This is a genomic window from Stagnihabitans sp., from assembly GCF_964946895.1.
In genome coordinates, this window is the sequence record NZ_CBBQHX010000018.1 from 42,533 (window position 1) to 55,710 (window position 13,178).

Consider the following 13,178-nt stretch of genomic DNA (forward strand, 5'->3'; position numbering starts at 1 on the left):
TTATTGCCCGGTCACGAATTGGACATTGACATACATTCCGTAAAGCGAGGTGACGAAGATCGACACCATGCCCAGCAGCTGCACCGTGGTGCGGTGCCAGAACAGGCGGTGATACAGCCTGTCGCCCTGCGCCTCGCCCGCCTCGATCTTGATGGCGGCATGCAGCGACAGATAGCCCAACCCGCAGAGCGGCACGAACAGGAACAGCACGGCCTGAGCAAACTCCGAGTGATAGACAAAACCCATCAGCGCCAATGAGGTCACCAGAAACGCCACGACGCCCACCAGCCATGGCCCCTTGTTGCGCGAGAAATACAGCATCCGGCTTGTGTTGATCCGCACCATGGTCTCCAGATCCTGCGCGGCCTGCCCGCCTTCGCGCCGCGCCCGCTGGACCATGTCATAGGGCACGCCCAGCACCCAATGACTGGCGCTGGACCAGATCACGCCAAGCGCGATCCAGTACCACAGGTTCGAAAAGGATCTGAGGTCGATCAGGGCAACGAATGTCTTGTACAAGGTCAACGCGGCGTCCCCTCACAGGCCTTGAGACTCGGGCTATTCCATGTCAGGCAAGACGCAAAGCTGCAAGCCGTTTCAGAGGCCAATATGCGTCCGATTTCTGCCCCCCACCCCGCTGCCCGCTTCCGCCGCCTGCGGTCCTCCGCCCCGTTGCGGGCACTGGCGCAAGAAAACACCCTGTCGGTGAACGACCTGATCTGGCCGGTGTTCCTGTGTGACGGGGAAGGTGTGACGCAACCCATCGCCTCGATGCCGGGCGTGGTGCGCCGCTCGATCGATCTGGTGGTGAAGGCGGCGGAAGAGGCGGCAGGCCTTGGCATCCCCGCGATCTGCCTTTTCCCCTATACGCGCCCCGAGGTGAAGACGACCGGCTGCGAAGAGGCCTGGAACCCTGACAACCTGACCAACCGCGCCATCCGCGCCCTCAAGGCCGCCGTGCCCGAGATTGCCGTGATGACGGATGTGGCGCTGGATCCCTACAACGCCAACGGCCATGACGGGCTGGTGCGCGACGGGATCATCCTGAATGATGAGACGGTCGAATGCCTGGTGAAGATGGCGCTGGCGCAAGCCGACAGCGGCGCCGACATCCTCGGCCCGTCTGACATGATGGACGGCCGCATCGGTGCCATGCGTCAGGCGCTGGAGGCGGCAGGCCATCAGAACGTGGCGATCCTGTCCTATGCCGCCAAATACGCCTCGGCCTTCTACGGCCCCTTCCGCGATGCCGTGGGCGCTTCGGGTGCCCTGAAGGGCGACAAGAAGACCTACCAGATGAACCCCGCCAACTCGGACGAGGCGCTGCGCCTTGTCGAACGCGACCTGATGCAGGGTGCGGATATGGTGATGGTCAAACCGGGCATGCCTTACCTCGACATCTGCCGCCGGGTGAAGGACACGTTCGGTGCGCCCACCTATGCCTACCAGGTGTCAGGCGAATACGCGATGATCAAGGGCGCCGCGCTGAACGGCTGGATCGACGGCGAGAAGGCGATGCTGGAAAGCCTGATGGCCTTCCGCCGCGCCGGATGTGACGGCGTGCTGACCTATTTCGCCATCGAGGCGGCGCAGGCGATCCGCGCGGGCAAGGCCTGACCCTTCACCCCTTTCAGACTTGTCCAAATATCCCCGCCAGAGGCGCAGGCTGGCCAAGGACGGCATCGGCGGGGGATTGCTTCTGCCGCCGCTTATGCTTGGCGCAACGTCATCCACCTGTTATATTGACACAAAAGGGCCACAGAGCCCGGCAACGAGCAGCGAGGCGAAGAGAATGGCGATCTCCCGGCGGAATTTCGTGGTGTTTGGCGCGTCGGCTTTGGGGCTGGCGGCCTGTGAAGGCGGCGGCATCATGGGCAATGGTGTCGGATCCAATGCCGCGCAGAAGATTGACGCGCGGGTCGATGCGACGCGGAACTACCTGTTCTCGCGCTACCCGGGGACCGAGCATCTGGCGCAGACCGCCAAGGGCGTGCTTTACATGCCTTTGGTGACCGAAGTGGGCTTTGGCGTCGGCGGGTCGTACGGGCGGGGCGCGCTGCGGATCAACGATGTGACGGTGGATTACTATTCGGCCACCTCCGCCTCGTTCGGTTTCCAGATCGGCGCGCAGCAATATGCCCATGCGATCTTCTTTCTGACCGAGGACTCGTTGCAGAACTTCCGCAGCAGCAATGGCTGGGCGGCGGGCGCGGGTGTGGAATATGCCACCCCCGAACAGGGTGCCTCGATCGGCAAGGATACGACAGAGCTGGATCCCGTGGTGGCGCTGATCTTCGGTCAGCAGGGCCTGATCGCCGGGGCCACGCTGCAAGGCGTGAAATACAGCCGGATCATTCCCTAAGCCCGCAAGTGTGGCAAAAGGCCAAGATGGGTCGATGGCCCATCTTGGCCGCAGCCTTGGGCCAATGGCCCGTCCTGCCTACCTGAGCCGCCGGATCAGGCTGGAGGTGTCGTTGCGGTTGCCGCCCATCCGCTGTACATCCTTGTAGAACTGATCGACCAGCGCCGTGACCGGCAGGCTGGCGCCGATCTGGTTGGCAGTGGCAAGGCAGATTCCAAGGTCCTTGCGCATCCAGTCCACCGCAAAGCCGAAATCGAACGTGTCGGCCAGCATGGTCTTGTGGCGGTTGACCATCTGCCAACTGCCCGCAGCGCCTTGGCTGATCACCTCGACCACCGCGGCCCCATCAAGCCCGGCTTTCTCGCCAAAGGCCAAGGCCTCGGCCAGACCCTGCACCAGACCCGCGATGCAGATTTGGTTCATCATCTTGGCCAGTTGCCCCGAGCCCGGCCCGCCCAGACGGCGGCAGATGCGGGCATAGACCTGCATCACCGGCTCGGCCCGGGCGTAGTGGTCTTCCGTGCCGCCGCACATGATCGACAAGACGCCATTCTCGGCCCCCGCCTGCCCGCCAGACAGGGGCGCATCGACAAAGCCCTTGCCCTGCCCTGCGGCCACGGCGCCCAGTTCCCGCGTCACTTCCGCCGAAACCGTGGTGTGGTCGACAAACACCGTCCCAGCGGCCATCCCCGCGAAAGCGCCGTCCGGCCCAAGGCAGACCGCGCGCAGATCGTCATCATTGCCGACACAGGCCATGACGAACTCGGCCCCCTGTGCGGCCAGCGCCGGAGTTGCGGCGCTTTGGTGCCCGTATTTGGCAACCCAAGCCGCAGCCTTGGCCGGAGAGCGGTTGTAGACCGTCACCGCGTGCCCCTTGGCCGCCAAATGGCCGGCCATCGGAAAGCCCATCACGCCCAAGCCCAGAAATGCCAGTTTCGCCATCGTTACAGCCTCGCCAATTGTGCCTCATGTCCAGATAGACTAGAGGAGCATCTCGTTTCCGCCGTCAAGGATGCCCCGCAAGATGCTGACCGCCTTCCGCTGGACGCTGCGCGCGTTCGTGGCCCTGATTGTCCTTGCCGTGCTGGCCTTGTCGGTCTGCTATTACTTCCTGTCGCGGTCGCTGCCAGATTACAACGCCACCTGGAACGTCGCCGGAATCTCGGCCCCGGTCGAGATCGTGCGCAACAATTCCGATGTGCCCCATATCTTCGCCGCCACCGACAACGACGCCTATTACGCGCTGGGCTTTGCCCATGCGCAGGACCGGCTTTGGCAGATGACGCTGCTGCGCCGCACCGTGCAGGGCCGCCTGTCCGAGATTTTCGGCCCCAAGACGCTGAAGACCGACGAACTGATGCGGCGGCTGGATCTATACACCCTCGCCCTGTCCTCGGTGCCCGCGCAGGACGATTACACCAAGGCGGCGCTGCAGGCCTATGCCGATGGGGTCAACGCCTGGATCGATCAGGTCAACAAGGGCGCCTTGGGCCGCGGCGCACCAGAGTTCTTCCTGTTCTCCAGTTCCATTGACGCCTGGGCCCCGGCGGATTCGATTGCCATCATCAAGCTGATGGCCTTGCAACTGTCCTCGCATCTGGATTCCGAGGTGCTGCGGGCGGAAATGTCGATGACCGTCTCTCCGGCCCGGCTGAAGGATATCCTGCCCGATGACGACGGGGCGGCGGTTGCGGCCCTGCCGCAGTATTCCGAACTGATGCCGGGCGTGGTGCCGGGCATTCCGCACCGGATGGCAGAGCTGGATCAGCCCCTGTCGCCCTTCCCTTCGGCCGCGCTGGCCGGGGCCTCGAACGCCTGGGCTGCGGCGCCCAGCCGGTCGGCGGCGGGCGGATCGCTGCTGGCCAACGACCCCCATCTGGATTTCACCGCCCCCTCGATCTGGTATCTGGCGCGGCTGCATCTGCAATCGGGCGACGTGATCGGAGCCACCATTCCGGGCATGCCTTTGGTCCTGTTGGGGCGGTCGGAAAAGCTGGGCTGGGGTCTGACCTCCAGCTACCTCGACGATCAGGACGTGGTAATGGAGAAGGTCAACCCGGCCAATCCGGAACAATATCTGACCCCGTCAGGCCCTAAGGATTTCACCACGCGCCGGACGATCATCACGGTCAAGGACGCGGCCCCGGTGACAATCACCCAGCGCTGGTCCGAATCCGGGCCGATCCTGCCCGGCACCCATTACGACCTGAACACCGTGACCCCGGCGGGTGCGGTGCCAGCGCTGGAATGGACCGCACTGGATGGGGCCGATACCTCGATGACCGCCGCCATGGCCCTGATGCGGGCGCATTCGGTGTCCGAGGCGATCACGGCGGCGGCGGGGTTCCAAGCGCCCTCGCAGAACCTGATGGTCGTCGATGACAAGAACATCGCCCTGCAGATGATCGGACGCATGCCCAAGCGCGACGTGGCCAACAGCACGCAGGGCAGGATGCCCGTCCCGGGCTGGGAGGGTCAGAACCGCTGGGAAGGCTACTTCCCCTATTCCGAAAACCCCAGCGTGCTGAACCCGCCCTCGGGCCTGGTGGGCAACACCAACAACAAGATCACTGACAAGCCCTACCCCGAGAATGTCTCGTTCGACTGGGGGGATACCCAGCGCATCCAACGCTGGCTGACCTTGATGAAAACCCGCGAAGTCCACACCCGCGACAGCTTCATCGAGGCGCAGCTGGACACCGTCTCGCCCACCCTGCGCAACCTACTGCCACTGATCGGCAAGGACCTGTGGTTCACTGGCGAGGCCGCACCGGCCGGGACGCCGGACCGCATGCGGCAGGACGCGCTGGCGTTGCTGGCCAAGTGGAACGGCGAAGAGAACGAACACCTGCCCGAACCATTGATCGCAGAAGCTTGGCTGCGGTCTTTGCAAGACCATCTGACGCGGGATGAAATCGGGCCTTTGGCCGATGCGATCACCCATGTGAACCCCGATTTCATCGACCGGGTCTATCGCAACGTCGATGGCGCCTCGGTCTGGTGCGACATCGTGCAGTCGGCGGCGGTGGAAAGCTGCGCCGACATTGCCAAGATCGCGCTGGACGATGCCTTGCTGAAACTGTCAGAGAAATATGGCCCGAAGATCGAAAGCTGGCGCTGGGGCGATGCGCATGAAGCGACGCATGACCATCCGGTGCTGGGCGATGTGCCGATCCTGCATTATTTCGTCAACATCCGGCAAAGCACCAGCGGTGGCGACAACACCCTGATGCGGGGCGAGACCAGTGGCAGGGGGCCGAACCCTTACCAGAACGTTCATGGCGGCGGCTATCGCGGGGTCTATGATTTTGCCGATCCCGAAAGCTCGGTCTTCATCATCGCCACCGGGGAAAGCGGCCATCCGCTGTCGCGCCATTATGACGACCTGTCGGAACTGTGGCGGCGCGGCGAGTATATTCCGATGACGCTGGACCCGGAACTGGCCCGGGCGGGCGCGGTGGGGATCACCCATCTTGTGCCGGCAAAATGACCGGGCGGATCGTGACCCCGCGCCTGATCCTGCGCCGCGCACGGTCGCAGGATCTGGCCGACCTGCACGCCATCTTCACAAGGCCCGAGGCGATGCGGTACTGGACCCACCCCGCCCATGCGACGCTGAATGAGACGCAGGATTGGCTGGCGGACATGATCGCGGCCGCACCGGAAACCTCAGACGACTATGTGATCGAATATCAGGGCAAGGTAATCGGCAAGGCCGGGGCCTGGCGGCTGCCCGAGGTGGGCTTCATCCTGCACCCAGACCACTGGGGTCAGGGCCTGATGCAAGAGGCGCTGACGGCTGTGATCGGGCACCTGTTTCAGACCCACCCGATGCCGGACCTGACCGCCGAGGCCGATCCCCGCAATGCCGCCAGCCTTGGCATCCTCGGCCGACTGGGCTTTCGCGAAACCCACCGGGCCGAGCGCACCATGCAATGGGGGCAAGAGTGGTGCGACAGCGTCTATCTGGCGCTGCCGCGTGCGGTTTGGCGGGCTGCGGATCGCTAAAGGTCAGATCGCCTTGAAGCGGGCTTCCTGACGCGGTGTCCAGCGGATGTGCAGCTGCCACCCTTCGTCCGTCTGGCCTTCGCTGACCACCACATCCTCGGCGTGCAGCCAGGCGTGCTGGCGTCCTTGTGCGAAGGACAACGTCAGGTCCACTTCGGTCTTTGCCTCATCGAACGCGGCAGAGATGGCGTCGAACAGGGCAGGCAAGCCTTCGCCCGTCAGCGCCGAGATGGCGAAGACATTGGCACGGCTGGTCTGACTGAGGTCGAGCGAGGCGCGGGCTTCGACCGGGACGAGGTCCAGCTTGTTCCACACCTCGATCTGTGGCGTGTCGGCCTTGACGCCCAACGAGGTCAGGATATCGGCCACATCGGCCGCCTGTTCCGCACTTTCCGGATGCGAGATATCGCGGACATGGCAGATCAGGTCCGCCTCCAGCACCTCTTCCAACGTGGCACGAAAGGCCGCGACCAGTTGCGTCGGCAGGTCCGAGATGAAGCCCACGGTGTCCGACACGATGCACTTGCGGCCCGAGGGCAGCGTGACACCGCGCATGGTCGGATCCAGCGTGGCAAACAGCATGTCCTTGGCCAGGACATCCGCCCCGGTCATCCGGTTGAACAGGGTGGATTTTCCGGCGTTGGTATAGCCCACAAGTGCCACGATCGGGAACGGCACCTTGCGGCGCGCGGCCCGGTGCAGCTCTCGGGTTTTCACCACTTGGTCCAACTGGCGCTTCAGCTTGATGACTTCGTCATCAATGGCGCGGCGGTCGGTTTCGATCTGGGTTTCGCCGGGGCCGCCAACAAAGCCAAAGCCGCCGCGCTGGCGTTCAAGGTGGGTCCAGGCACGGACCAGACGGCTGCGCTGATAGGACAGTGCCGCCAGTTCGACCTGCAGCACGCCTTCACGGGTGCGGGCGCGGTCGGCAAAAATCTCAAGGATCAGGCCGGTGCGATCCAGCACCTTGACGCCCCATTCCTTTTCCAGATTGCGCTGCTGGACCGGACCCACGGTGCCATCGATCAGCACCAAGGCCACGTCAAGCTCCTTGAAGCGGGACTTCAGCTCTTCGACCTTGCCCACGCCGAACAGCAGCCCGGGGGCGATCTTGGACAGGCGCACGATGTCAGACCCGACAACCTCCAGCCCCGGCAGTGCGGCGGCCAGCGACACCGCCTCGGCCAGCCCGTGTTCGGGCAGGCGGCGCTTGCGGCTGGTCTTCATGTCCGGATGCAGCACGTAGGACCGCGTCGCCGCCGTGGCGGTGCTGTGCGGCGTGCGCGGCGCGCGGGGCTCTGGCAGAGCCTCGTCCGGGGCGCCCTCTGTCTCGGGGGTCACTCTTCGCCTTCGTAAAGGTTGATCGGGCCACCCGGCATGATGGTCGAAATCGCGTGCTTGTAGACCAGTTGGCTTTGGCCATCGCGGCGCAGAAGCACGCAGAAGTTGTCAAACCACGTGATCACGCCTTGCAGCTTGACCCCATTGATCAGAAATATCGTGACGGGAACCTTGGCCTTGCGGACATGGTTCAGAAACGCGTCTTGTAAATTCTGCTTGTCGGCAGCCATTTTTCTAGCCTTTTTTCTTGTCTTTCGAGGGCGTCGTTCTTCTGGTTATGTCCCAAGGCCGTCGCGCCAGCCTCAAAGTTGAGTATGGCGGCAGGTTTCGGCAGTTTCCAGTGGTTAATTCACTCCTCGTCGTCGCCTTCGCCGCTGTTGCCCTTGCCCGAGGATACAACCCCGAGTGACTTCAGCTTACGATGTAGGGCAGAGCGTTCCATGCCCACGAAACCGGCAGTTCTGGAGATGTTTCCGCCAAAGCGATTGATCTGGGTGAGCAGATATTCACGCTCGAACACTTCGCGCGCCTCGCGCAGCGGCAGGGTCGCCATCGCCCCGCCCAAGACCATGCGCTGGCCCGAATCGCCCACAGGCTCCGGTCCCGGCAGTTCACGCGGCTCCACCGGGCCGCCGCTGTCGCCCAGGATCAGCACGCGTTCGATCACGTTGCGCAATTGGCGGACGTTGCCGGGCCACGCCATGGTTTGCAGCATGGCCTCGGCCTCGGGCGACAACACGCGCTGCGGCAGGCCTTGGCTGCGGTGGAACATCTCGATGAAATGCTTGGTCAGTTCGGGGATGTCCTCGCGGCGTTCTTCAAGGCTGGGCACCTGAATTGGCACGACATTGAGACGGTCATAAAGTTCCTGCCGGAAGCGCCCCTGGGCGATTTCGGTGCGCAGATCGCGCGAGGTCGAAGAGATGACCCGTAGATCCACGCGCACCTTGTCGGCCCCGCCACTGCGGGTGAACTGCTGTTCGGTCAAGACGCGCAGGATTTTCGACTGGGTTCCCAAGGGCATGTCGGCCACTTCGTCGAAATAGACGATGCCGCCATGCGCCTGTTCCAAAAGGCCCTTTTCCACGCCGCGTTCCGCCGTTTCACGCCCGAACAGGACTTCTTCCATCCGTTCGGGTTCGATCGTGGCAGAAGAGACCGAGACGAAGGGCGCAGAAGCGCGGTTGGAATTGGTATGGATGAACCGGGCGGCAAGTTCCTTGCCCGAGCCTGCGGGGCCCGACAGCATCACGCGGCCGTTGGACTTGGTGACCTTTTCCAGCTGTGATTTCAAGCCCTTGAAGGCCGGGCTTGATCCAAGCATGTCGGATGACGTCATGTCGCGCCGCCGCAGTTCGGCATTTTCCCGACGCAGGCGCGAGGTTTCCATCGCGCGCGAGACGACGACCATCAATTGGTCGATGTTGAAGGGCTTTTCGATGAAGTCGTAGGCGCCTTGCTTGATGGCCGCGACGGCGATTTCAATGTTGCCGTGGCCCGAGATGATCACCACCGGCACATCGGGGTTGTCGCGCTTGACGGTTTTCAGGATGTCGATGCCATCCATCCGGCTGTCCTTCAGCCAGATATCCAGGATCATCAGGCTGGGTAATTCGGCGTTGATCGCCTCCATGCAGTCGTCGGAATTTCCTGCAAGACGAATGGCATAGCCTTCGTCCTTCAGAATATCGCCGATCAGTTCGCGGATGTCCTTCTCGTCGTCGACGATGAGAATGTTGGTCATGTTCCCCCCTGGGCTTGGCTGCGACCGGCGACGGATTTGGCACGGGTGGCGCGGGGCAGACGGATCTCTGCCAAGGCTCCGGCGTGGTCGTTTCCGGCAAAGACGGGCGCGTCGGTCAGGATCAGCGTTCCGCCATGTTCTTCAATGATCTTCTTGACGATGGGCAGGCCAAGGCCGGTGCCCTTTTCGCGCGTTGTCACGTAGGGTTCGAACAGCCTGGAACGGTCCGGCGGCAGGCCGGTGCCGTTGTCGGCGATGCGAATGATGGAATGCGTGTCATAGGCCTGCAGCGAGACGCGGATTTCGGGCACCATTCCGGGCGTCTTTTCCCGTTTTTCTTCAATGGCTTCCCCGGCGTTCTTGATCAGGTTTGTCAAGGCTTGCCCGATCATCGTGCCATCCAGTTCGATCATGTCGGCGGCTTCGGGCAATGTGGAGTGGAAGGTCACCCCGGGCTGGCCGTTTTCTTGCAGCATCACGGCGGCCTTGACCAAGGCCTTGAGGTCCGTCTCGCGCCGATCCGGTTCGGGCATGCGGGCGAATTTCGAGAATTCATCAACAATGCGCCGCAAGTCATTGGTTTGCCGAATGATAACGTCGGCAAGCTGCTCCAGCTCTTCGGGGTCTTGCACCTGCGTGCGGTATTTTCGGCGGATGCGTTCGGCAGACAGCTGGATGGGCGTCAGCGGGTTCTTGATCTCATGCGCGATCCGCCGCGCCACATCGCCCCAGGCGGCCATCCGTTGGGCGGACACAAGTTCGGTCACATCGTCGAAGGCCACCACAAAGCCCTCGACCCCGCCATCCTCGCCGCGCCGCTCGCTCATCCGGACGAGCAGGCTTTCCAGCTTGCCACGGCGCGAGATGCGCACCTCGTCTTGCAGCGCAGCCCCAGCATCGGTCTGCAAGCGTTCGAAAAGGTTAGAGAATTCTGGAACCACCTGCGAAAGTGTCAGGGTCGCTGACGGTTCGGCAGCCAGATCCAGCATGCGCATGCCGGCGCGGTTGACGAAATCCATATGGCCTGCGGCGTCCAACCCGATCACCCCGGCCGTGACATTGGACAGAACGCTGTCAAACAGGCGGCGGCGTCCCTCGGTCTGGTCATGACTTTCCAGCAACGCCTCGCGCTGGCCCTTCAACTGCCGGGTCATCTGGTTGAACAGCCGCCCGAGCATGGCGATTTCGTCATCGCTTTCTTCCTCGGCCACCTGCACATCCAGATCGCCTGCGCCAACCCGTTGCGCAGCCCCGGCAAGGCGCCCCACCGGACGGGCCAATCGTTCGGCAAACCACAGACCTCCCCAGATCGCGGCGATGATCAGGATCACGGCAAACACCAGATACAGGACGCCGAAATTGAACAGAACCGTGCCCCGCTCGCGTTCCAGTTGCTGGTACAGGGCGGCGGTCTGCTGGGTTTGATCCAGAAGACCCAGGATCTTGCCATCGACCCTGCGCGAGACATACAGCAGGCGGTCAGGAAAGGCCGGCAGGTTGACCAAGGCCCGCAGTTCGGAATTGGGCCAATCCTCGATCAGCACCACCTGCCCACTTTCGGCCTGCACGATCTGGGCGGCGCTGGGTCTTTCATAACCGAACAGATAGCTTTTCTCGCCCCGGGTCTTCAGCTCGCCGGTGGCAGAGATCATGTAGACTTCTTTCAGGCCGCGCTGGATGCCGGCCTGCCCTTCGGCCAGGATCGGGCGGATGGCGCCGTCGTCGATCAAGAGGTTGCCGGCCTTGGCTTGGGTCAGGAAATTGGCCAGCGCCTGCACGTCCTGGGTCAGGGTCGTGCTTTGCTCGGCGTCATAGGCTTGGGCGGCTTCCAGCGAGGCGCCGATCACGGACCGGACACGGTCGGAAAACCAGCCCTCCAGCCCGATGTTGACGGTCAGCACGCCAAACACCGCGACCAGAATGGTCGGGATCAGCGCCACGATGGCAAAAACGCCGGTCAACCGCAGGTGCAGGCGCGACCCGGCCGATTGGCTGCGGCGGTCGGCCACCATCTGCATGATGCGGCGCAGGACCAAAGCCACCAGCGCCAGAACATAGACCAGATCGGCCAGAAGGATCAGCCGCAGCCCCTGCGAGGTGGCGTTCAGGTTCAGCGGCCCCAAGGCCAGAAAAGTCGCCACGGCCAGCACAGGCCCCAGAAACACCAGCCCCAAGGTCAGGGCGGTTTGCATCTGCCGCTGCCGCCGCAACCGCGACAGACGGGACGCCCAATAGGAAATGCCGGTCCCTCGTCTCAAAATCCGTCCCTGTCTGGGCCGGACCTGCGTCCTGCCCGCCACATGTGGTGTCTTTCGGGTGACGCGGCACCCATGACACTCTGCTGTTGCTTTATTACATCAGCTTGCGGCGGCGTGTCACGCGGATATCGAGGTCTGTGATCTTCTTACGCAAGGTATTGCGGTTGATCCCCAAAAGATCGGCACATTTGGCTTGATTGCCTGCTGTCGCATCAAGGGCAATCTCGATCAGGGGCAATTCCACTTCGCGCAGGATGCGGTCGTAGACACCATTGGGTGGCAGCTGACCGTTGTGCAGGTCGAAATAGCGCTTGAGGTGGCGGGCGACCGAGGCGGAGAGTTTTTCATTCTCCACTGCACCCGCGCGGGCGGGTTCGGCCGCTTGCGGGCCACCAAGCGCGCCTTCCAGCTCGCGGGCCGAGATGTCCGGCTCGGACGAGGTTACCAACAGGCGTTTCAGCACATTTTCCAGCTGGCGGACATTGCCGGGCCACGGGAAGGCGCGCAGAATGGCGCGCGCTTCCGGGGTCAGACGACGCAGGGTGCCCAATTCCCGCTCGCCCCGTGACATGAAATGGTCGGCCAAAAGGTTGATATCCTCGACCCGCTCGCGCAGGGGCGGCACGTTGAACGACACGCCGCCAAGGCGGTAGAACAGATCCTTGCGCAGGCGGCCTTCCTCGACCTTCTGGGCGAGGTCGGCTTGGCTGGTGGCCAGAACGCGGGGGGCGTGGTCGTCGGCCACATCCAGCATGCGGACCAGACGGGCCTGACCGTCTTCGTCGAAATCAGCCACTTCGTCGATCAGCAGCGTGCCGCCCTTGGCTTTGGCAACAAGGCTGGCGATGCCATCGACACCGCCCAGATCCGCCGCCTGCGCCACCACGAAGGGCTGGCTGCGTCGATCGGAAAAGTCATGGATGGCGCGGGCGATCAGGCTTTTTCCGGTGCCCGATTCGCCGGTGATCAGCACGGGCAGGTCGGTGTTCATCACCTTGGCGACAAGGCGGTAAAGCGACTGCATGGCAGCGGTGCGACCGACAAGCGGCAGATCGTCGCCGGGTTCTCTTGGCGGGTTCACGACCGCCGCCGCAGCGCGCCGCTTCTGGTCCAGCGCGCGGGCCGAGCGTTTCATCAGGTCGGGCAGGTCGAAGGGTTTGGGCAGGTAGTCAAACGCCTCGGCCTCGGCCGCCTGAATGGCGGTCATGATGGTGTTTTGCGCGGAAATCACGATCACCGGCAGGCCGGGGCGGATGCGAGAGATGCGGGGCAAAGCCTCAAGCCCATTGCCGTCTGGCATGATGACATCCGAGATCACAAGGTCGCCCTTGCCCTCTTCCACCCAACGCATCAGCGTCATCAGGCTGGAGGTCGCGTGGACCTTGCAGCCTGCCCGGGTCAATGCCTGCGTCAGCACCGTGCGGATCGTGCGGTCGTCGTCTGCGACCAGTACAGTGCCATCCAT

At 63.4% G+C, this 13,178-nt stretch carries 11 protein-coding genes; 4 read left to right on the forward strand and 7 right to left on the reverse strand.

Going from position 1 to position 13,178, the window contains the following annotated elements:
• Entirely contained in the window at nt 1–525 is a 525-nt protein-coding gene (locus AC1Y2B_RS13125) for a component of SufBCD complex (protein WP_482253547.1), read from the reverse strand.
• An 84-nt stretch (nt 526–609) separates the two neighbouring features.
• Here AC1Y2B_RS13125 and hemB point away from each other — a divergent pair, with 84 nt between their 5' ends.
• Both hemB and AC1Y2B_RS13135 read left to right on the forward strand, forming a co-directional pair.
• Nucleotides 610–1,617, forward strand: coding sequence for a porphobilinogen synthase (gene hemB, locus AC1Y2B_RS13130; RefSeq protein WP_482253548.1), 1,008 nt, complete (start codon nt 610–612; stop codon nt 1,615–1,617).
• 175 nt (nt 1,618–1,792) lie between these two features.
• The gene (locus AC1Y2B_RS13135; protein ID WP_482253549.1) at nt 1,793–2,362 is read left to right on the forward strand and encodes a lipid-binding SYLF domain-containing protein; all 570 of its coding nucleotides are present in this window, start codon (nt 1,793–1,795) and stop codon (nt 2,360–2,362) included.
• A gap of 78 nt (nt 2,363–2,440) precedes the next feature.
• Here AC1Y2B_RS13135 and AC1Y2B_RS13140 read toward each other — a convergent pair whose 3' ends face one another.
• The gene (locus AC1Y2B_RS13140; RefSeq protein ID WP_482253550.1) at nt 2,441–3,304 is read right to left on the reverse strand and encodes an NAD(P)-dependent oxidoreductase; all 864 of its coding nucleotides are present in this window, start codon (nt 3,302–3,304) and stop codon (nt 2,441–2,443) included.
• A gap of 82 nt (nt 3,305–3,386) precedes the next feature.
• Between AC1Y2B_RS13140 and AC1Y2B_RS13145 the strand changes: the two genes are divergently transcribed.
• Both AC1Y2B_RS13145 and AC1Y2B_RS13150 read left to right on the forward strand, forming a co-directional pair.
• Entirely contained in the window at nt 3,387–5,852 is a 2,466-nt protein-coding gene (locus AC1Y2B_RS13145; protein WP_482253551.1) for a penicillin acylase family protein, read from the forward strand.
• Nucleotides 5,849–6,370: a GNAT family N-acetyltransferase gene (locus tag AC1Y2B_RS13150; protein WP_482253552.1), complete on the forward strand. Its 522-nt coding sequence runs from the start codon at nt 5,849–5,851 to the stop codon at nt 6,368–6,370. The genes AC1Y2B_RS13145 and AC1Y2B_RS13150 overlap by 4 nt, the downstream gene beginning before the upstream one ends.
• 3 nt (nt 6,371–6,373) lie before the next feature.
• On the opposite strand, the gene hflX is transcribed toward AC1Y2B_RS13150, so the two are convergent.
• From hflX to AC1Y2B_RS13175, 5 genes are all read right to left on the reverse strand, one after another.
• A complete protein-coding gene (hflX, locus tag AC1Y2B_RS13155) occupies nt 6,374–7,597 on the reverse strand; it encodes a GTPase HflX (RefSeq protein ID WP_482253586.1) in 1,224 nt (407 codons plus the stop codon).
• A 110-nt stretch (nt 7,598–7,707) separates the two neighbouring features.
• A complete protein-coding gene (gene hfq / locus AC1Y2B_RS13160; RefSeq protein WP_478002439.1) occupies nt 7,708–7,941 on the reverse strand; it encodes an RNA chaperone Hfq in 234 nt (77 codons plus the stop codon).
• 119 nt (nt 7,942–8,060) lie between these two features.
• Complete coding sequence (gene ntrX, locus AC1Y2B_RS13165) at nt 8,061–9,455, reverse strand: nitrogen assimilation response regulator NtrX (protein ID WP_482253553.1); 1,395 nt, start codon at nt 9,453–9,455, stop codon at nt 8,061–8,063.
• Nucleotides 9,452–11,647 (reverse strand): sensor histidine kinase NtrY-like, encoded by a 2,196-nt coding sequence (locus AC1Y2B_RS13170; protein WP_482253554.1) that lies wholly within the window; start codon nt 11,645–11,647, stop codon nt 9,452–9,454. Before AC1Y2B_RS13170 ends, ntrX begins: the two co-directional genes overlap by 4 nt.
• A gap of 160 nt (nt 11,648–11,807) precedes the next feature.
• The gene (locus AC1Y2B_RS13175) at nt 11,808–13,178 is read right to left on the reverse strand and encodes a response regulator (RefSeq protein WP_482253555.1); all 1,371 of its coding nucleotides are present in this window, start codon (nt 13,176–13,178) and stop codon (nt 11,808–11,810) included.